The sequence below is a fragment of the Vibrio sp. M60_M70 genome (assembly GCF_037162085.1).
Classification (GTDB): domain Bacteria; phylum Pseudomonadota; class Gammaproteobacteria; order Enterobacterales; family Vibrionaceae; genus Vibrio; species Vibrio diabolicus.
Genome location: NZ_JARLUL010000002.1, coordinates 1,244,021 through 1,264,991 on the forward strand (window position 1 = coordinate 1,244,021; position 20,971 = coordinate 1,264,991).

Here is a 20,971-nt window from a genome sequence, read left to right on the forward strand (position 1 = left end):
AGTGGATTATGGATATTTCACGACGACATTTTATAAAAAGCACTGCATCGATGGGCGCTTTAGCTTCGCTTGGTCTACCGGGTTATTCTCTCGCGGCGCCATCTAATGACTTTCGAGCATTAATATGTGTCTATTTAGCAGGTGGAAACGATGCGTTCAACACGGTACTGCCGTTGTCTGACGCGCACTATAACCAATATGCCAAAGTCAGAGGGGCTCTTTCTGTCGCCAAAGACGACATACTCCCTATCAATTTGCGTACCGCCGATAGCTCGGATAATCTGGTAGAACTTGGCTTACACCCCAAACTAAAGGCGCTGTCTTCAATTTTCGAACAAGGCGATGCCAATATCGTGCTCAATAGCGGTATTCTCAACCATCCCGTTACAAAACAAGCGATTGAGCTAGGTGAAGCGTCACTTCCCGAGCAACTATTTTCCCACAATTCACAAACTGACGCTTGGTTACTTGGTGGTATGCAAGAATCTAGCAACTTGGGTTGGGCAGGAAGAATGTTGGACGTATTAACTTCTGAATCAGAAATAACCCCACTATACAGTGTGCACGGGAACTCGCTTTGGTTACGCGCGATGGAACACCGCCAAACCGTGCTGAAAAAAGACCGTGCGGTTCAGCTTACCGCGATTGATAACCCACTATACAAGGGGATCTATGATCAACTGCTTTCTCATCAAACAGAGAATCCGTTTAGTGGTCACTTTAATTTGATGGTTGATGAATCGATGATGATGAGCCGCATGCTAAGCGAGCAACTCAATCATATTGATGACGAGCCGCTGTTCACCTCATCAACACTCGGCAAGCAGATGCAAACCGTCTACAAATTGATCGCAAGCCAAGATGTGTTAAAGCAACAACGACAAGTCTTCTTCGTTAAACACTCTGGCTACGACCTACACGATTCTCAATTAGTTCGACACCCCGTACTACTCGAAGATCTAGCAACTAACCTCTTAGCAATGTATCGTGCGATTGAACGGTTGGGGCTAAACAAGCAAGTCACCTCTTTTACAATGTCTGACTTTGGTCGACGGATGACAAGCAACGGTAACGGCACCGATCACGGTTGGGGTGGTCATCAACTATTGATTGGAGGCGCAGTGAATGGTCAGCGACCTATCGGTACATGGCCTGAACTAGTATTGGGCGGAAACGATGACTATTCTCAAGGTCGACTTATCCCCAAAATTGCAGCCGATCAAGTGGGATCAACCCTCGCGCAATGGATGGGCGTGAGTGACAACGCGGCACTGGAATACGTGTTCCCGAATATCCGCAATTTTGCTAGCTCAAACCTTGGCTTTATGGCTTAAGCTGCTTTAATGAGCTCTTAATTAACGTGTCATGAAAAAGGGAGCATTTACGCTCCCTTCTCAATATCATTCCCGCTGAGTGTCCGTTACGCTTCGTCGCGACGGCGCTCGTTACACAGCTTAATGGCACGCTCAAGTAATTCTAGCGCGGATTGCTCACATTCAGGCAGAGCCGCATCACTTTCACCAATTGGCGTTACGCGGTCACCCCATTTCAATACTGCCGCCCCCATGTCAAACCTGCACCAAATGCAGCAAGAAGCATGTTATCACCCGGGTTAACTCGGCCTTGCTCTACCGCTTCACATAATGCAATTGGCACCGTCGCTGCAGAAGTATTACCGTAGTTTTGGATGTTCACAAACGCTTTGTCGTGTGGGATCCCAGATAGGTCACATAGGGTTTGAATAATACGAATATTCGCTTGATGAGGAATAACAACGTCGATTTGGTCGGTAGTTAACTGTGATGCTTTAAGCACGGTTTTCGCAGCTAGCCCCATGCCTTTTACCGCACGTTTGAAAATTTCTTGTCCTACGAAGTTGAAATCCCAGTAACCGTTGTCTTCCGCAAAACGGTCCATACAAGTACCAAACTTTGGTACGGAAAGAATATCGCGACCTTTAGCGTCACAACCAATTTGAGATTGCAGTAGACCCGTTTCTTTTTCTGTTCTTGATAACACAACGGCGCCCGCGCCATCACCAAATAGAACAGCGGTATCTCGCATGGCCCAATCGATGTAGAAAGACAATCTTTCCGCGCCAATAATGATCGCGTTGCGATAGTTACCTGATTGAATCAAACGTGTGCCCGTTTCAAGGCCGTAGACAAATCCCGTACATGCGGCATTTAAATCAAAGGCCGCCGCAGAACGAATGCCCAAGTTCTGCTGTATTTTAGATGCGATGTTTGGAATAAGTGAATCCGGAGAACAAGTCGCCACAATGATTAAATCAACGTCGCTTGCGTCAACGCCCGCGCGCGCCAATGCGTGTTTGGCAGCAACGGTTGCCATGTCTGAAGTATTTACATGGCTAATACGGCGGTTTTCGATACCGGTACGGGTACGAATCCACTCATCTGAAGTATCAAGGAAAGTGCTAAGATCATCGTTAGAGAGCACGGCAGGAGGAACACATTTCCCCCAACCTGTAATTTCAGCGTAGTAATTTGTCATCGCAGACCTATTTATTGTTGTATTTTAATAAAATTTCTTAGAACCTTAGGCTCAAATACAAACCTGCTCTGCGTTATTTCGGCAGGTTAAAAAATAAGTATACAAATAATGAGGCTGACTGGTAAGTCATGTTTTCATCAATACGTAATAAAGGAAGAAGTCATGTCATCGTTTAAAACTCGCTGCCCTTCATGCGGCGGTCTGAATCGTGTCCCCAATGAGCGTGTTGCAGAGTCTGCAACTTGCGGTAAATGTAAAAGTGCACTTTTTGATGGCGCGCCTGTCGAAGGAACGCAAGATAACTTTTCTGCTCTATTACAAAGTGATACGCCTGTTGTCGTCGACTTTTGGGCCCCTTGGTGTAATCCGTGCGTCGGTTTTGCCCCTGTTTTCTCGGATGTCGCTCATGAACAAGCAGGAACGGCTCGTTTTGTAAAGATTGATACAGAAGCACAACAAGCGCTCGCTGCACAATTTGGCATTCGAAGCATTCCTACCATCATGGTTTTCAAGAACGGTCAACGTGTTGATATGATCAATGGTGCGCTACCTAAAAGTCAGTTTGATCAATGGTTAAATCAAGCACTTAATAAGTAATTCTCCACGCCAACCTCACTGGTAGGTTGGCGTTTTTATGCAACTTATCGACCTATCTATTTAACAAATATTATTTGTCGAAACGACTTAAATTTATCATTTTACTTGCCTAACTATTAGCCTCATATTCGCGCCGAATAACCCTTAGATTTCATTTAACTTATAGGCGCAAAACAGTGGAAAACACAGTCGTTCCTGCAGCATCACCACGAGTTACAGTTCCAGTCGTCGCACTGTCTCTTTATGCGGTGGCTTCGGGCTATTTAATGAGCTTGATCCCTCTCATGCTCGGTGAATACAACATCTCAGCAGATTATGCGAGTTGGTTGGCGAGTGTTTTTTATGGCGGCTTATTGGTCGGCGCGATGTTTATTGAGCGTGTCGTGCGTCAAGTGGGTCACCGTAAAGCGTTTATTGGCTGCTTAGCGGCATTCTCGCTAACGATTGTCACGCTACCCGTTTTTGCGAATGGGTTAGTGTGGCTTGCAGCTCGTTTTATCGCAGGTATTGCCGTTGCGGGCGTTTTTGTCATTGTTGAATCTTGGCTAATGTCTGGCGACGAAGCATCACGTGCAAAACGTTTGAGCTTGTACATGCTATCGCTTTATGGCGGTTCAGCATTAGGCCAGTTTGGTATTGGTGTACTTGGCGTCAGCGGCGGTGTTCCGTTCATTGCAATCACAACGTTGATCCTAATGGCGATGTTGGTGCTAATGTTTATTGAGTGTGAACAACCAAACAGCCATGAATCAACCGCTTTGTCATTTAAGCAAATCGCTAAGCTAAACCATGCTGCAATTATTGGTTGTGTTGTATCAGGTTTGACCTTAGGCGCGATATACGGATTAATGCCTGTTGAGCTCACTAACCGTAAAATCAACCATCAAGACATTGGTACATTGATGGCACTAGTGATCCTAGGTGGCATGTTGGTTCAACCAATGGTGACCACATTGAACAAATACATGAGCCGCACAGTGCTAATGGCGTTCTTTTGTATTTTGGGTATTTTTTCGATCGGTTTGACCTTTATTTCATCGTCAGCCGTGGTATTAGCTGCTGCATTATTCTTTTTAGGTGCAGCTACTTTTGCCTTGTACCCAATTGCGATCAACTTAGGTTGCGAAGGACTTGATGAGCGCTTTATTGTCTCTGCCACACAAGTCATGCTGTTCAGCTACAGCATTGGCTCTGTTGCTGGCCCGGTTGTGGCTGATAAATTTATGGGCCAAGAACATGGCTTACTAGGCTACTTGTTTGCCGCTTTGGTTGCGACTGGCGTATACATGCTACTTGCAGCGAGCAAAACTAAGCAGCGTATGGCCGCTGGCCTCTAACCACGCAACTTCTACTCAACGAAAACGAGGGCATGTCGCCCTCGTTTTTTATTCTTCGCTTTTTTGTTTAGATAAACGTTTGTGACGGTTTGACGCGTTCGCTGCAGGTTTTTCCGGTACCGCGCGCTTTTCATGAAGTAAATGACGAACCGCCAAGATGGGATGTTTCAGTAGCATTCTGGGGCCAGAGTAACGCATGACCAAACGCATTTGCTCTTTCGGGTCCGGTTTATAACAGTGAATCGGACACTTGTTACACGTAGGTTTATTCTCTCCGTAAGGACAACGGTCAAGACGAACTTCTGCGTATTCAAGCAGCTCACGACATTCTGAGCACAAGTCACTTTTTGTTCCATGGTGATCGTGACAGTAAACCTCTACCATGGCTTTTACCGTCTTAAATTCAGTGGCGAGCTTGCCAAGTAAAATATCGCTCATGAGCTTCCAAAAATCACAACGTCATTGTGTAAAGTTCTAACGTTCGACCATTATCGTATTGCTGCTCAACTCGTTCAAACTCAAAGCCCAGTTTTTTGAGCAAACTTATACTACGAATATTGTCATTGTTGGTGATGGCAGCCAACTTATCGAGTTTCATTCCCTCTCGAGCATATTCCAGCACCGCGGTTGCCGACTCGACTCCGTAGCCGCAACCATAAGCAGAAGGTAAAAAACCATACCCGAGATCGTAGTGTTGCAATGTGTCACGCTTAACTAGCCCACAAATACCGATCGGCTGTCCATCGTCCTTTTTCTCTACTACGAGTAAACTCACGCCTTTAACTTTTTGCATGCGTAGCATGTTTTCTTTTATATAACGCGCCGCTTCATATTCAGTACGAATTTGTTTATCTCCGACAAAACGATAAAAGTCTGGGTGGTTATAAAGTTCTAATATGAATGGTGCATCATCTACACTAACAAGACGTAATATCAAACGTTCAGTGATCAGTGTTTTCATTTGGACTCCATTAAAACGCGAGAGATGATTGGACATAGAAACGTACTTGAATCTTGCGACCGACGTAAGGGCTTATTTAGTTGTAACTTGATAAAAAAATAACTATCCTGCCCCGCTAAATTAAAGGACCACCACCATGAACCGCAAGAAGAAAATCAATCAGATCTTAAAAGCGAAGCAGAAGAAGCACAACGCTAAGCTACATAAGAGCAATAAGCCGCGTTATATCTCCAAAGCTGAACGTGCAAAAATGGAAGCTGAAGAGCAAAACCAAGCCTCGGAAAGCACGGAAAATGTTGTAGACACAGTGCCGACAGATCAAGCCTAAAAGAAAAGCCGCTTTATGCGGCTTTTTTGTTTATTGTACGGAGAGAATTGACTTTAATATTCAACACTGTAGTTCAGTGTGAATGTGCGACCTCTTCCTTTGTAGTCGTAAGCTGCTGCATCGTAGTGTGCCGCATAAAGAATCTGCGCACGTTGACCCCAAGCGGTTGTGTAGTCTTCGTCAAATAGATTTTGAATACCAAAGCCTAACTGCCCAACAGGTAGTGTTACATTACCCAGAAGATCAAACGTGGTGTAGCCCTCCAACTTATTGTTGGCGTCATCTTCGTAATCAAACATCGTCTGACTTTGTAGACGAATCGAGTACGAATCTTGGTAGTATGCAGCCCATGCATTAGCCTTAGACGTACTGGCTTTACCTGCGCTCAAATCTTCCCATTTACCATCGGTTTTCAGCTCAGAAACTACGTAGTGTCCTGATGCCCCTAACAGGATATCGCGGGTCACCCAGTAATTGATGTTTGCTTCTGCACCGTAAACACGCTGCTCGTCGTCAACATTCGTAATCAACAACGTTTTTCTATCATACTTGATGGAGTTGTCTGAAAGCGAGTAATAGCCTGCCGCCTGAAGCGCAAGAGAGTTGGTATCAAGACGGTAACCGATCTCATAGCTGTCCGTTTTAATACCTGACATTTTTGAGTCAGACACATTAATGCTGTTGTTCAACGCATAATGACCGTTTGCATCCACAGCATCATAGCTGCCTTGACCATAGTACTTCGCAGGGTCAGCAAGTTCGAAACCTTGGGAGAAGTTTGCCCAAAGTTGAGATTCATCATTAATCTGATAAATGGTGCCCAAATTAAACAGACTTACAGAGTAGTCGGTGCTGCCACCTGGTACCGCATCCGCTGATACGCCATTACCCGAGGCAATCTTCTTTTGTACGCTATAGGCAACAAAGTCATCAATCTTGTTGTCCATGTATTGATAGCGGTAGCCTGCTTGAACGGACCAATCTTGATTAATTTGATAGTCACCTTGAACAAACATTGCGTAAGACGTTACATCTACACCTGGGTAACGACCAACTTCGGCGTACGTTTTATTAATCAAGTTTCCAGAGTTGTTTGCAATGCTTGGATCGAACAGAGCTTGATTGCTCTCAAAACGGTCTAAATACGCATCAACACCATAAACAAGGTTGAATGATTCCCAGTTTTTTGCCAGTGCCAAACGTCCAGCAAAAACCTCTGTCTTTTGCTGAGAAGCACCTTGATAATAAGGAGTAAATGTTTGGTCTTCACTTCGGTAAGATAACTCGCCAATCAGTTGATGACCGAATACGCTGTCGTGAGCGTAGTTCGCGCTTAAGAGAACTCGCTCTGTACCGTGTTCACGATCGGAATCGAATCCCTCTCGTACATCAACAAATTTATTGTTAACAATGTACAAGCCGTATGGCGAATCTTGCTGGCTGTCATAGTATTGTGCGAGAAGCTTTAACTTGCTGGCTTCGGAGATTTGAATCTCTGTCGATCCCATCACATCAAGCGTCGAGTTGTATTGCAGAGAACCTTGGGAAATATCTGGGGTGACAATGTCGCCATTTGCGTCAAATGCACCTTGTGTCTCGGTGTACACAACCGAACCCCTAGCGGCAATTCGATCGTTACCACCGGAAATAGACTGGGCTAATTTGTAATCAAAATCGTCGCTGCTGTTAAAACCTGTAGAGCCACTGACATACGATTCAAATGACAAGTCATCAGAGTAAGCTTTCTTGGTGATAATGTTGATAACACCACCTGTAGCGCCAGCACCATAAATGGAGGTTGCACCAGATAGTACTTCAATTCGCTCGATGTTGAATGGGTCAATCGCATCAAGCTGACGACTAATTGGGCGAGAAGACTGCAGTGAGACACCATCAATCATCACCAACATCGCTCTGCCACGCAGGTTCTGGCCGTAGTTAGTTCGACCACCCGTACCAACGTCTAGCGAAGGAATGGTCGCAGAAAGAATGTCACCAAGTGTCTTGCCCGCGCGATATTGTTGGGCAATTTCCTCTTGCCCTACAAACCAAACCGTTCCTGGAATATCAGAGATCGATTTCGGCATCACACTGCCCACGACCACCATTTGTTCATCACTTGGTGTTGATGTTTGTTGAAGTTCTTCCGCAGCTATTGAGCTAACTGCGTATCCACTGCTCATCGCAAGTACGATGAGATTAAGAGAAAACGTCCTTTTTATCATTGTATTTATCTTTTTGTTGTCAACAAGAGCATGCAATGATACTTATTCTCACTCTCAAATCGAGCACTGTTACATAAGTTAACCAAATGTTAATTAGGATTATGCCTTGCTCATAAGCTGTCGATTTTTTTCTAAACGAGGACAATCTTCACAAAGCTTTCTGCCTTCACACTTATAGACCAAACAACAGCTTTTTCTGACCAATTTGAGCGGCTGATCCAGTGATGTCTCATAAAGTGAATGACTATTGTTGGCATCTAAACCCAATGCCTGTAACCACAAGATGGCATGCTCACGCAATGTCGTGTTGGTCATTTGCGGAAAACGCTGTTGAAGACGAATCAAACAAGCCATGATCCCATCCGACATCAATTGATGAGTGAAGCCTGGGCGAATGCGCGTCCATTGACTCATTTCTTGTTGGTAGAAATCGAACAACTCTCGAATTTGACGTCCGGCCTCTTTTATTAATTCTTCTGGCTTACCATGTATATGTGTTTCGTCAGCGAATCGATATCCAGATACAAAACAAGGCTTGAGTTGCTGCGCCATCTCACGAATGTTTGGCAACGTGTGGAAACCGTAAATAGAAATGAACGCAACATAAACAGGCTGCCAACACAACAAATCCCACGTTCTCGTCAACCAATACGCTTTTCCCGCTTCCGGATGAGCCTCAGACAACTGTTGGTAAAGGCCTTGAATGATCGGATTGATATCATTTTCGATATGAATAACTTCTTGCCCTATTTCGCCAATATCACCGTGCAGGTAAGGCGTAATCTCACTCGAAGTTTGAAATAGTTGCGGGAAAAATTGCTCAGACATGATGGTTTATTGTTGGTGTAGTCATTCTGACACCTTTATACCCAAGCACTAATCGCAATGCAAACTATTATCTTTTGTGTTCACATAACAAGAGCCTATTCTCATCTGTGGTCTCTGTCTCTATTTTCAAGCTCTTTGCGCCCGTAAGGTCTGGTTACGTATGTGATGAATAGCAACAAACTCTTAAACCTCTTCGCATTTAGCGCTGACATGATCGCAAAAATACACAGCATAAAAACACCCTGATAAAACTGTGTTAACAGTTTCCCTGTGTAGCGTGAGTTATTGCCAATAATTGAATATTGCTGTTTCTTATCCAAAGGAGTGTGAACAACATGAAGTATTTTCTTTCTGAATATCGGGACAATGTAATTAAGTAATTTGGCTATATAGCCCCCTGTTTTGAATAAGGAAATCCACATGTTGTATCTTGAGTTTCTATTTTTGCTCGTGATGCTGTATATCGGCTCACGTTATGGTGGTATAGGCCTTGGGGTCGTATCTGGTATTGGTTTGGTGATTGAAGTCTTCATCTTTAAGATGCCGCCAACCTCCCCTCCTGTCACCGTTATGTTGATAATCTTGGCAGTGGTAACATGTGCATCCATTCTTGAAGCGGCTGGTGGTTTGAAATACATGCTGCAAGTTGCCGAACGTGTGCTTCGTAAGAACCCAAAACGCGTCACCCTGATCGCTCCTTTTGTTACTTACTTTATGACCTTCTTGCTCGGCACAGGTCACGCGGTTTACTCCATCATGCCAATCATTGGCGACGTTGCACTGAAAAACGGCATTCGCCCGGAACGTCCAATGGCAGCCGCTTCCGTCGCTTCGCAAATCGCGATTACGGCCTCTCCAATTTCAGCGGCAGTCGTTTACTACTTGGCACAACTCTCTGATATTCAGCACGAGATCACTCTGCTTTCTATTTTGCTCGTTACTGTTCCAGCGACGCTATTCGGTACGTTGCTGATGTCACTTTACAGCCTAAAACGCGGTAAAGAACTGGAAGACGATGAAGAATACCAAGAGCGTTTAAAAGATCCGGTGTGGCGTGAAAAGATCCTCAACACCACTGCAACGTCTCTTGATGAAGTGCTACCAACAAGTGCTCGTAACTCTGTGTTGCTGTTCATCGCGTCTATCTTGGTTATCGTCGTTATCGCGATGTGGCCGGACATTCGTACCATCGTGGATGGCGCGAAACCAATCAGCATGGCCGTTGTGATTCAAATGATGATGCTCTGCTTCGGCGGTATCATTTTACTTGCAACCAAAACTGACCCACGTGACGTACCAAACGGCGTAGTATTCAAATCAGGTATGGTGGCTGCCATTGCGATCTTCGGTATCGCCTGGATGTCAGATACTTACTTCCAATACGCAATGCCTCAGTTCAAATCTGGCATCGTTGAGATGGTAACCAGCTACCCTTGGACGTTCGCGCTTGCGTTGTTCATTGTGTCGGTTGTGGTGAACTCTCAAGCAGCAACGGCTCGTATGATGCTACCTGTTGGTCTTGGCTTGGGTCTGGATCCGGCACTGCTTATCGGCCTAATGCCTGCGGTATACGGTTACTTCTTTATTCCGAACTACCCTTCAGATATCGCGACAGTGAACTTCGATACGTCAGGTACCACTAAGATTGGTAAGTGGTACTTCAACCACTCATTTATGTCGGTAGGTTTGATTGGTGTGATTGGAGCTTGCTGTCTGGGCTACTTGTTAGGACAAATGATCATTCCTTCATAATTAGCCAAATCAACAATAAATTAGAGGCGAGTCATTGTACGTTAGCGTACAGCCTGAATGACTCGCCTTTTCTTTATCACGTTAGTGATTACAGTAAGAAGTCATCATCAATCGCGACAAAGTTATCGGCACAATCAATCAGAGTTTGGGATGTTAGCTTAGGCACACCATAAACAGTCACCGTTTTATTGAAGCGCTGCTGAATTCGTTCCACCAGCAGACTAAAATCCCCATCTCCAGAAACGAGAATCACTTCCTCAACTTCGGGAGCAATTTCAATCGCATCAAGAGTAATACCGACATCCCAGTCGCCTTTCGAGCTGCCGTCACGACGCTGAATATAGGGTTTAAGCATTACCTCAAACCCAACACCGCGTAAAATGTGATGAAACTGGCGCTGTTTTGGATCGTTACTCGCGATGGCATAAGCACGAGCACTCACCACCTCTTTCCCTTGCGTCGCAACATACCAAAACTGGTTGTAATCAAAATTACTGCGATACGCTTCGCGACAGGTGTAATACACATTCTGTACATCAACCAAAATGGCGATCTTTTGTTTTCTTTCTGAATTCATCTTTTCTACGCTTGATTTATTTGCTGCCTACCCTAAGTCAGTTTTGGTAAAAGCACAATGAGCCAATTCCACTAAACTTAACGTATAAACGGTATTTGGGTTTCTAGGGGAACTGTCATGGGCGGAAAGTTACTAGTGATACTACTTTCTTGTATCTTGTCATCGACAGCATTCGGTTATCCAGCACATTCAAAGTACTGGCCGCATCGGAGTGTGCTTTACTTCGCTCCAGAAAACGATGAATACGTTAAACAATTCTTACTAGAAACACTCATGAATGAGTGCGAGTTGGAAGACAGAGATGTGGTCACATTAGTCATTACAGAACAAGGTTACACGTCTCCAGCTTGGCTCAAAGAAGAGTTTGATTTGAAAATGCTTGCCAAGCTGTATGAAATTGAAAAAGGCTCACATACCGCAATTTTACTGGGTAAAGATGGCCAAGAGAAATACCGATGGGGCGCAGAAACGGATTGGCCATTTATCAACAACTTGATTGATCAAATGCCAATGCGTAAGCAAGAAATGCAGAGACGTCACAGCCCCTGCAAAATCTAACCATTAGACGAACTTATTTTCTAAACCAGTCTAGTTTGTTGTGCAACTGAGTCACGCTGCCAACGACGATCAATGCTGGACTGATCGCTTTCTCAGCCATTTCAGAAAGTTCGTTCAGTTTTCCTTGGAACACGCGCTGCTCTGGACGCGTACCATTTTCAATAATGGCGCATGACATCTCTGGATCTAATCCGTGAGTGATCAGGTTATCCATGATGTGACCGCTTTGCTTCAAACCCATGTAGAACACAAGTGTGTTGTTAGATTGCGCTAACGAATGCCACTCAATTTCGCGACCGTCTTTTTGCACGTGACCCGTAATAAATTGAACACTTTGCGCATGATCACGGTGCGTTAATGGAATACCAGCATAAGCTGTTGCACCCGCCGCCGCGGTGATCCCTGGCACCACTTCGTATTTGATGCCATATTCTGCAAGCTCTTCTAACTCTTCACCGCCGCGTCCAAAGATGAAAGAATCACCACCTTTTAGGCGCACAACGCGTTTACCTTCTTGTGCTTTTTGTACCAAGATTTGGTTTATTTGATCTTGAGGTACACAGTGAAAGTCCAGTTTCTTGCCTACATAGATCATCTCAGCAGATGCGTGAGCCAGTTCAAGAATGTCTTTCGACACCAATCGGTCATACACCACAACTTCAGCCGCTTGAATCGCTTTCAAACCTTTGACTGTCAGCAATTCTGGATCGCCCGGCCCCGCACCTACTAGAGAAACAAAGCCGCTGTTTAAAGATGAGTTCGCAGTAGTCATATCAACGCCTATCGGAAATTTGGATATAAAGAGTAACACTCACGTTATTAACTTAAGGTTCAAACTACTCCAAGGAGTTATTACTTTTTATAGCCAAATCAATACAATATCTATTGAAAGTTAAATGAGTTGAGTAGCCCTACCTACCATAGGTAGGGCCAGATAAAAGCAGTTTATTTTGCGATTGCAGGTTCTGCTTTTACTTCTTCTTCAACTACGTTGATAGAAGGCGCTGTTTTCGCATGAGTTAGATACAGTGGCAGACAAGTCATTACGAGACCACCAACGATGTTACCTAAGATGGTTGGGATAAGATTGAAGTTCAACCAAGTCGCGATACCAAAATCCGCACCTAAGATCATACCCAGTGGGAATAGGAACATGTTTACTACTGTGTGCTCGAATACTAGCGCGAAGAAGATGAAGATTGGGAACCACATCATCGCTACACGACCAGATACTGAACGTGCCGTCATGTTGCCGATCACGCCTAGGCACACCATTAGGTTACAGAAGATAGCGCGAACAAAACACGTGATCCATCCGTCCATGCCCATGTTTTCGAAACCAAGGCTACGGGCAGTCGATACAGCGACAAACTTCTTCGCTACCGCATTCAATTCTAGAGAGAAGTTACCGGTTAGAGAGATTGCCACTAGGTAAGCCACAATTAGAGAACCAATCAGGTTACCCAAACCTACCAATCCCCAGCAACGGAAAATACGACCCCAAGTGATACCCGGACGGTTAGCAAACTTAGCCAAAGGAGCAAGACCAAAAACACCTGTGACAAGGTCGTAACCCATCACACTGAGAATCACAAAGCCCACAGGGAAAACAAGCGCCCCCACAAGGCCAATGCCCGTTTGTACAATCGCGGTAATAGCAACCACCACTGCAAGAGACAGAATAACGCCTGCCATCGTGCCGCGAAGCAGAAGATCTCGTGTGCTGGTATTAATTTTCGCTTCACCCACGTTGATCATGGTTTGCACGAATTCAGCAGGTTTAAAGTCTGTAGACATGAATGTGTCCTTATTCAAAATTGAAAGTTAAAAAGTTAAAGATTGAATAGAGAAAGGCTTCCCGTTGACACCCACTGCTGTCGACATCATCTCGCTTCCCTGTTCCCCCAAGATGACGCTTGGAAAGCCTTTGTCTATTGAATCTAAGTACTCAGTGCATTCCCTCCCCTTAAGGAGGAGGGAATGCGAACCAAGCTTATGCAGAAATTTCTACTTCACCGTTGGTTACGCGCGTTTTGTACGCTTTCACGTTAAAACGCTCGTCTTCCATGCACGCACCTGTTGTCAGGTTAAAGCGTTGCTTCTTAAGCGGGCTTGCTACCCAAAGTTCGCCTTGGTGCTCACAAATCAAACCGCGAGAAAGCACGTTTGATTGGAAGAATGGGTCTTTGTTGCTGATGGCAAACACTTCTTCCGCTTGTGTTGGGCGGAATACCGCAACTTGCTGACCATCAACCAGTGCACAAACGCCAGTGCCCGGTACGATGTCGTTGATTTGGCAAATCTTTTCAAATGACATGTTCAACCTTCCCTTATGCTTCAGTGATCGCTACGTGTAGGATGTCGCCTTTCGCTTCAGGATATTTCTCCGTGAAGGTCGCTGGACGGTGCTGTTCGCGCTCTTGAACAAACACAACATTGTCATCGCGCTTGTCAGAGTTGATGAAGTGTGCGAAACGAGTCAGTTGTGATTCGTCATTGATGGTTGCAGTCCACTCACATTCGTACTCGTCTACAAGCTTCGCTACGTCTGCTTCTAGTTGAGCGTTAATGCCAAGTTTGTCTTCAACAATCACTTCGCGTAGGTAGTCAACGCCACCTTCCATGTTTTCCATCCAAACCGATGTACGTTGTAGTGGCGCAGCAGTACGGATGTAGAACATCATGAAGCGGTCGATATACTTGATTAGCGTTTCTTTATCTAGGTCACTTGCAAGTAGGTCTGCGTGACGAGGCTTCATACCACCGTTACCACATACGTACATGTTCCAACCTGCGTCAGTCGCGATGATGCCAAGGTCTTTACCTTGTGCTTCCGCACACTCACGAGTACAGCCAGAAACACCGAACTTCATCTTATGAGGTGTACGAATGCCTTTGTAGCGGTTCTCGATGTAAGAGCCTAAACCAACAGAATCTTGAACGCCGTAACGACACCACGTTGAGCCAACACAGGTCTTCGCCATACGAAGTGCTTTTGCGTATGCTTGACCTGTTTCGAAACCAGCGTCGATAAGCTTGCGCCAGATCTCTGGAAGATCGTCTTTTTGAGCACCAAACAGACCAATACGCTGAGCGCCAGTGACTTTGGTGTATAGGTTGTATTCTGCAGCAACGTTCGCTAGCGCACCCAGTGCTTGAGGTGTTACTTCACCACCCGCCATACGTGGGATCACAGAGTAAGTACCGTCTTTTTGGATGTTACCTAGGAAGTTGTCGTTCGTGTCGTGCAGCTTAACCAGTTGTGGCTTAAGGATGTGCTCACCCCAGCAAGACGCCAAAATAGAGCCCACAAGTGGTTTACATACTTCACAGCCGTAACCTTTACCGTATTTCTCCAGAAGCTCATCAAACGTTTTGATCTCTTCAATACGGATTAAGTGGAACAGCTCTTGGCGCGAGTAAGCAAAGTGCTCACACACGTCGTTCTTCACTTCGATACCAGATTTAGCAAGCTCTGCATTTAGAACAGACGTCACTAGAGGAATACAACCACCACAGCCTGTACCTGCGCCAGTCACTGCTTTGATGTCGCCCAATGTGTGGTGACCATCAGCAACCGCTTGTGCGATCTTGCCTTTGGTTACGTCGAAACATGAACAGATCACTGCGCTTTCTGGTAGTGCATCCGCACCTAGTGCTGGTTTCTCAGCGCCTGCGTGTGCAGGAAGGATTAACGCATCTGGGTGATCTGGCAGGTCGATTTCGTTCAACATTAGTTGAAGCAGATCGCCGTAATCAGACGTGTCACCTACTAGTACTGCACCTAGCAGCTTCTTGTTGTCTTCAGAAACGATAAGACGTTTGTAAACTTCTTGCTCTTCGTTTTGGTAAACGTAACTCTTACAGCCTTCAGTACGACCGTTCGCATCACCGATTGAACCTACTTTTACACCAAGAAGTTTCAGCTTCGCAGACATGTCAGCGCCTTCGAATTTGCTTTCTGTGTTACCTAGTAGGTGATCAACGGCAACCGTCGCCATCTTGTAGCCAGGAGCAACAAGGCCGTAGAACATGTCGTTCCAAGACGCACACTCACCAATCGCGTAGATGTTCTCATCAGAAGTCTGGCAGTGGTCGTTGATGGCAACACCGCCACGAGGGCCAAGTTCTAGCTCCATTTGGCGTGCTAGTTTGTCTTGTGGACGAATACCCGCTGAAAATACAATGAAGTCTGTTTCTAACTCAGTGCCGTCAGCAAAACGCATAACGTTGCGTGCGTTTGTGCCTTCTGCCGCAATCTCAAGCGTGTTTTTGCTGGTGTGAACGTTCACGCCCATACGCTCGATCTTTTGACGAAGTTGATTACCACCAGCAAGGTCAAGTTGCTCAGCCATCAGCTTTGGTGCGAACTCAACAACGTGTGTTTCTACACCCAATGCTTTTAGTGCGCCTGCCGCTTCAAGACCTAGAAGACCACCACCGATAACCACGCCTGATTTACTGTTCTTCGCACACGCTTCGATCGCTTTAAGATCTTCGATAGTACGGTAAACAAAACAGTCTTTGCTTTCATGACCTTTGATAGGCGGGACAAATGGGAATGAGCCTGTAGCAAGAATCAGCTTGTCGTATTGAACTTCACGGCCAGTGCTTGAGTAAACAATGCGGTTTTCACGGTTGATGTTAATCGCACGTTCACCGATCAGCATGTTAATACCGTGTTTCTCGTAGAAGCCTTCTTTCACTAAAGAAAGTTCATCTGCAGTATGGTGAGAAAAGTAAGAGGAAAGGTGCACACGGTCGTATGCGACACGAGGTTCTTCACAGAAAACGGTAATCTCCATATTAGAGATATCAGCTTTCTCGACTAAGTCTTCAATATAACGGTGCCCTACCATACCGTTACCGATGACTACTAGCTTCAACTTGCTCATTATAATTCCTAAGGGTTAGGTTCTTATCACTGAGCTCATTGTTAATTGTGAAAGAAAATTAATACATGATGTAAATCAATTACAATTTCAAACTACCCTAAAGGGGTAGATGAACGTTTTTATCTTGATATTGAAGAATAAAAGGTAATTTATTAACGGATGTTGGTATTTTTTACAAAATGAGATAACCGCAGTCATGCTCACAAAGGGCTATACAGTTTTGGCTTTTACAGAATGGCAATGATTGTCGAGTTAAACCACGCTAACGATAAACCCTACTTTGTTTAAAAACAAAGCATTCGTTTTAACCTAGCCGTTTCAAGGCTATTAAAGGTGAACAACTGAAGTGACTGAAAGTTTTAGAAAAATCAAGTCTCACAACAAAAATCTTTTACTAGCTAAGTCGCACTATAAAGACTAGAATCTGATTTAGTTCATATGGAATAAAATCCATATGATTGATACCGTAATTGACATATAGAGTGCCGTCCCATGTTTGTGAGGCGGCCTTTTATTTGGGAGTCATAAAATGTCAGAAAACAATTCTATCTACATTTCAAGCTTAGATATGAACCGAATCACGGCTTTGTTGGATAAAATGCCAAACATCGCGGCGGAGCTTGTTGAGCTAGAAGCAGAGCTAGACCGTGCGACGGTTCTTGAGCCAGAACAAATGCCAGATAATGTGGTCACGATGAACTCAACTGTAGAGTTTAAATTTGCAGGTGAAGATAGAACCATGACAAAGACACTGGTTTACCCATCTGAGCTGAAAAGCAGTGATGATATTTCCATTTTTGCGCCCGTAGGCAGCGCACTGATCGGTTTGTCTGTTGGTCAAAAACTTGAATGGCCAATGCCAAATAATCAAGTGAAGACAATTGAAATTGTCGATATCACCTACCAGCCTGAGCGTTGTGGTGCACTAAACCGCTAACCCTCAGTAGTCCCGGTGCAAAGGCCTCATTTATGACTTTGCACCAGGAGAGCCCCTCGCTTATCCCCTATTTCCCTCTTTGTTTTTCCAAGCATTTACTTTGCTGCTCTTAAGTAACATCACCGATTCTTTATTATTTACCGCATATTCAATACTTATATCTCCAAGCTCAATCATAGAAATTGCAAAGTATTTTTCGTATATTGTCGCTCCGAAAACGACGTAAATTATGCGCAAAATGGAAGAATATCTAACTCGAATTGCCTGCTTAGAAAAAGAAAATGAAGAGCTGAAGCGGAAGAATACGCGACTACAAGAAAAGTTGAATGCTGCACTCGACAGTAATGGACTGTGTTTGTGGGAGCAGCATATTCCTTCAGGTACTTTGACGATATTCAATATGCAGTGGGGCAAAATGCTAGGTTATCAGCCCCATGAATTAACCGCGACGGTTGAAACGTGGAAAAACAATCTCCACCCTGAAGATTATGATCTTGCGGTGGGTGCATTTGAAGATCACCTAGCTGGCAAAACCGACCTTTATGAGGTAGTTCATCGCATGATTCATAAAGACGGCAGTGATAGTTGGGTCTACGATCGAGGGCGCATCGTCGAGTATGGTTCTGATGGCGAACCACTACGCATGATGGGCACTCATATCGATATTACAAAAGAAAAGCGATATGAGCAGCAACTGGCTAAGTTAGCTTCGAGTGATCCATTGACCGGACTGTTAAATAGAAAAGCAATTGAGGAAAACTTTAATCATCAACCTCAAACCAAGCCGTCTCAGCAGTCTGCCTTAGTGTTTGTTGATATAGATAATTTTAAAGCAGTTAACGACCAGCTAGGCCATCATACTGGTGATACTCTCCTCATCAATATCGCCAATAGCTTAACAGAGCTTGCGCCAAGCAAGTCTCAAGTCGGACGCATAGGAGGAGATGAGTTTGTCGTTTTAAGCTCTTATTCAAATCAAGAAGAAATATCTCAACTTTGTGATCGACTCTTAAGTTCCATCATTCCTGCGATAAATCAGGACTTAAATAAAGTAACGATTGGAATGAGCATCGGTGTTTGTCTATTTGATAAAGGAAAACAACAGTTTAATGAAGTTTATCAAAAAGCCGATCATGCAATGTATGAGATAAAGAAAAATGGCAAAAATGGCGTTGCCTATATCCAGATATAATAATTCTCTTGTTTTTTGAAATTAATATTTCTTTAATTTGACAATTTTCTCTACGGAATTGATAGCGTCTTATTTTTAATAAGTCATTTATATAGGAAACAAAAGAAATAACAAACAATTAAGAGTGTTGCATACTACACGGTGTAATATTATTACTGTTTTTGTGACTGCTTTTGTTGCATACAATATTATTTCTTATTATTTTTATAAAAACCACCAATAAAAAGTAGTTAAACATTATAATTCATAAACTTATAAAAACCGAAATGCATGGTTGAATTTTAACCACCCCTTCTGCTAATATCTCGCCTCGTGTTTAAAAGTAATAAACACACACAAATATAAAACAAACTTTATAAAACATAATGCACACTTGATAATTACTGGTTCTATTTGGGTAGAGCTCGGTATTTATTTTATTTAAAACATTATGAATTTGTAATTTCATTTAATATCAAAATATTAAGTAGGTATATAAATTGAAGAAGGTCATCCTCCCTCAATTGGGCTTTGTTGCGTCAAATTTACGCTTGCTAGCTCTTGGCTTTGTAACCCTCGTGTCAGCATATTCTTTTTCATCAGAGGCTTATGCTGAGCAAGTGGCTAGTGGTGAACAAAAAACATTAGTTGTACTCGTCAATTTCCAAGAAAACCCTCAAGAGATCCCGATCTCTAAAGAAGACGCCCATCATGTTGTTTTTAATACCGTTAGCGACTTCTATTCGCAAATGTCCCAGGGACAACTTTGGCTATCTGGTGATGTTGCTGGAACATTCACCTTACCGATATCAAACCAAATTTGCGATGATGATGCTGTAGCAGCGGAAGCCAACAAAATGGCTGAAACTGCGGGATATCAACTATCAAACTATGACCGTTTTATCTACTTAACAACCAAAACTGGATGTGCATCAGAAGGCTCTGGTAGCCAAGGAGTAACTCCCTCTAGAGCGTCAATAAATGCGGTTTTCGAGCCTCGAGTTATCGCCCATGAATTAGGACATAATTTTGGATTGCATCACGCTTCCGCACTCGACTGTAAAGACGGTACGTTAGCTGGTGATTGCCGTGTCATAGAGTACGGTGATAGCTACGATACAATGGGTAACTACGATATGGGTTACTTTAGCGCCTTCCAATTGGAAAACTTAGGGTGGCTGACCTCCCCTGCTCAAATCATTTCTAGTGATGGTGTTTACTCTATTGATGCCTATGAAGACTTTGAAAGTACTTCATCAAAAGTTTTAAAAATCCCAAGAGGTACCGATCCAATTACAGGTCAGCGCCAATGGTTTTACGTTGAATATCGACAAGCTCTTGGCTACGACAGCTTTTTACGTGACCGTTCGTACATCGTATACCGCCAAGATGTGACAGAAGGTGTGGTTGTGCGCCTAGCGACAGACGGTGATCTTAAAAGTAGCCGCTTGCTACACATGAAGCCTGACTCCACTTTCAAACAATTATTTGGGAGTAATGACTGGGAAGACCCTGCTCTTCCAATTGGTGGAACGTTCACCGATCCAAAAACAGGCGTGTCGATAACTTTGGAAAGTGCTAATGGTCAAAACGCACAGGTCAGTGTCATATTTGGTGGTGAATCCGGGCAATGCGTTGCGACATCGCCTCTACTCTCTCTAACCCCACTATCAGGTTCTGATGCAAATGCTGGAGAAACGTTAGCGTATAATCTTAAAGTGACGAACCAGAACAATACAGAATGTGCAGACGCGACTTATACAACGGCTTTAAGCGTTCCTGACGGATGGAATTATGACGCAAGCGCCTTGACGGTTCCTTCCGGCATGAGTGCAGAAACGACGGTCATGGTTACGTCAAACAGCGATGCTCAGCCGAACTCTTACAGCATAACCGTTGACGTTATAGATGCTGAAAATGAACAATCAGCCAAAACCGAGCTATCTTACACAGTGTTGTCTGAGTCGACGTCACCACTTGAGGCGGTGAATGATAGCGTAACGATCAGTGATAAATCCGTCGTTCGCATCGAGCAGTTAAATAATGACTCGTTTGAACAATCGACCTCTCTTGCAATTACGGTCGCTAAGCCAAACAAAGGCAGCGCCCGTGTACTGAGCGATGGCTCCATTGAATACACACCTTCGAAGAAGTTTAAGAATAATGATTCATTTACTTATACGATCAGTGACGGTCAATCTTCTTCAACCGCGACGATTAGCATCACCTTACAATCGACTTCTGGTGGGAATGGTGGTGGAAACGGTAAAGGGAAACCGAACTAAATCACG

At 44.2% G+C, this 20,971-nt stretch carries 18 protein-coding genes and 1 pseudogene; 9 read left to right on the top strand and 10 right to left on the bottom strand.

The features are described 5' to 3' along the window. Nucleotides 1-8 precede the first annotated feature (8 nt). A complete protein-coding gene (locus P4S59_RS21220; RefSeq protein WP_257897863.1) occupies nucleotides 9-1,334 on the top strand; it encodes a DUF1501 domain-containing protein in 1,326 nt (441 codons plus the stop codon). Between the two features lie 86 nt (nucleotides 1,335-1,420). Here P4S59_RS21220 and P4S59_RS21225 read toward each other — a convergent pair. Next, nucleotides 1,421-2,514 (bottom strand): annotated as a pseudogene (locus P4S59_RS21225) (ketoacyl-ACP synthase III). Nucleotides 2,515-2,676: 162 nt separating this feature from the next. Here P4S59_RS21225 and trxC point away from each other — a divergent pair. Further along, nucleotides 2,677-3,111 (top strand): thioredoxin TrxC, encoded by a 435-nt coding sequence (gene trxC / locus P4S59_RS21230; protein ID WP_253658024.1) that lies wholly within the window; start codon nucleotides 2,677-2,679, stop codon nucleotides 3,109-3,111. Between the two features lie 176 nt (nucleotides 3,112-3,287). Further along, nucleotides 3,288-4,448 carry an MFS transporter gene (locus P4S59_RS21235; protein ID WP_012842235.1) on the top strand — a complete coding sequence of 387 codons (1,161 nt, stop codon included), beginning with the start codon at nucleotides 3,288-3,290 and terminating at the stop codon, nucleotides 4,446-4,448. 48 nt (nucleotides 4,449-4,496) lie between these two features. Here P4S59_RS21235 and P4S59_RS21240 read toward each other — a convergent pair whose 3' ends face one another. Beyond that, nucleotides 4,497-4,886, bottom strand: a complete 390-nt coding sequence (locus P4S59_RS21240) for a nitrous oxide-stimulated promoter family protein (RefSeq protein ID WP_005394584.1) — start codon at nucleotides 4,884-4,886, stop codon at nucleotides 4,497-4,499. Between the two features lie 13 nt (nucleotides 4,887-4,899). Next, the gene (locus tag P4S59_RS21245; protein ID WP_074189640.1) at nucleotides 4,900-5,409 is read right to left on the bottom strand and encodes a GNAT family N-acetyltransferase; all 510 of its coding nucleotides are present in this window, start codon (nucleotides 5,407-5,409) and stop codon (nucleotides 4,900-4,902) included. A gap of 136 nt (nucleotides 5,410-5,545) precedes the next feature. On the opposite strand from P4S59_RS21245, the gene P4S59_RS21250 reads away from it, so the two are divergent. Continuing rightward, nucleotides 5,546-5,737 (top strand): DUF2986 domain-containing protein, encoded by a 192-nt coding sequence (locus tag P4S59_RS21250; protein WP_012842232.1) that lies wholly within the window; start codon nucleotides 5,546-5,548, stop codon nucleotides 5,735-5,737. A gap of 53 nt (nucleotides 5,738-5,790) precedes the next feature. Here the strand turns inward: P4S59_RS21250 and P4S59_RS21255 are convergent, their stop codons facing one another. Then, a complete protein-coding gene (locus P4S59_RS21255) occupies nucleotides 5,791-7,962 on the bottom strand; it encodes a TonB-dependent receptor (protein WP_337169010.1) in 2,172 nt (723 codons plus the stop codon). A 99-nt stretch (nucleotides 7,963-8,061) separates the two neighbouring features. Further along, on the bottom strand, nucleotides 8,062-8,790 hold the full coding sequence (locus P4S59_RS21260) for a siderophore ferric iron reductase (protein WP_005394590.1): 729 nt from the start codon (nucleotides 8,788-8,790) through the stop codon (nucleotides 8,062-8,064). A 420-nt stretch (nucleotides 8,791-9,210) separates the two neighbouring features. On the opposite strand from P4S59_RS21260, the gene P4S59_RS21265 reads away from it, so the two are divergent. Beyond that, nucleotides 9,211-10,542, top strand: a complete 1,332-nt coding sequence (locus P4S59_RS21265; RefSeq protein ID WP_104972636.1) for an anaerobic C4-dicarboxylate transporter — start codon at nucleotides 9,211-9,213, stop codon at nucleotides 10,540-10,542. An 88-nt stretch (nucleotides 10,543-10,630) separates the two neighbouring features. Here P4S59_RS21265 and P4S59_RS21270 read toward each other — a convergent pair whose 3' ends face one another. Next, a complete protein-coding gene (locus P4S59_RS21270) occupies nucleotides 10,631-11,119 on the bottom strand; it encodes a LabA-like NYN domain-containing protein (protein WP_005394594.1) in 489 nt (162 codons plus the stop codon). 117 nt (nucleotides 11,120-11,236) lie between these two features. Here P4S59_RS21270 and P4S59_RS21275 point away from each other — a divergent pair, with 117 nt between their 5' ends. Further along, nucleotides 11,237-11,677 carry a DUF4174 domain-containing protein gene (locus P4S59_RS21275; protein WP_012842228.1) on the top strand — a complete coding sequence of 147 codons (441 nt, stop codon included), beginning with the start codon at nucleotides 11,237-11,239 and terminating at the stop codon, nucleotides 11,675-11,677. 13 nt (nucleotides 11,678-11,690) lie between these two features. Here the strand turns inward: P4S59_RS21275 and cobA are convergent, their stop codons facing one another. From cobA to nirB, 4 genes are all read right to left on the bottom strand, one after another. Next, the gene (gene cobA / locus P4S59_RS21280) at nucleotides 11,691-12,449 is read right to left on the bottom strand and encodes a uroporphyrinogen-III C-methyltransferase (protein ID WP_337169011.1); all 759 of its coding nucleotides are present in this window, start codon (nucleotides 12,447-12,449) and stop codon (nucleotides 11,691-11,693) included. Between the two features lie 173 nt (nucleotides 12,450-12,622). Further along, nucleotides 12,623-13,474, bottom strand: coding sequence for a formate/nitrite transporter family protein (locus tag P4S59_RS21285; RefSeq protein ID WP_005394601.1), 852 nt, complete (start codon nucleotides 13,472-13,474; stop codon nucleotides 12,623-12,625). Between the two features lie 196 nt (nucleotides 13,475-13,670). After that, complete coding sequence (gene nirD / locus P4S59_RS21290; protein WP_258621850.1) at nucleotides 13,671-13,994, bottom strand: nitrite reductase small subunit NirD; 324 nt, start codon at nucleotides 13,992-13,994, stop codon at nucleotides 13,671-13,673. Nucleotides 13,995-14,007: 13 nt separating this feature from the next. After that, nucleotides 14,008-16,572, bottom strand: coding sequence for a nitrite reductase large subunit NirB (gene nirB / locus P4S59_RS21295; RefSeq protein ID WP_301660342.1), 2,565 nt, complete (start codon nucleotides 16,570-16,572; stop codon nucleotides 14,008-14,010). A gap of 529 nt (nucleotides 16,573-17,101) precedes the next feature. Here nirB and rnk point away from each other — a divergent pair. The 3 genes from rnk to P4S59_RS21310 all read left to right on the top strand — a co-directional run bounded on the left by rnk (nucleotide 17,102) and on the right by P4S59_RS21310 (nucleotide 20,965). Next, nucleotides 17,102-17,509, top strand: coding sequence for a nucleoside diphosphate kinase regulator (gene rnk / locus P4S59_RS21300; protein ID WP_005394604.1), 408 nt, complete (start codon nucleotides 17,102-17,104; stop codon nucleotides 17,507-17,509). 238 nt (nucleotides 17,510-17,747) lie between these two features. Beyond that, the gene (locus P4S59_RS21305) at nucleotides 17,748-18,701 is read left to right on the top strand and encodes a GGDEF domain-containing protein (RefSeq protein WP_337169210.1); all 954 of its coding nucleotides are present in this window, start codon (nucleotides 17,748-17,750) and stop codon (nucleotides 18,699-18,701) included. Between the two features lie 479 nt (nucleotides 18,702-19,180). Beyond that, nucleotides 19,181-20,965 carry an Ig-like domain-containing protein gene (locus P4S59_RS21310; protein WP_337169012.1) on the top strand — a complete coding sequence of 595 codons (1,785 nt, stop codon included), beginning with the start codon at nucleotides 19,181-19,183 and terminating at the stop codon, nucleotides 20,963-20,965. The last annotated feature ends 6 nt before the right edge of the window (nucleotides 20,966-20,971 follow it).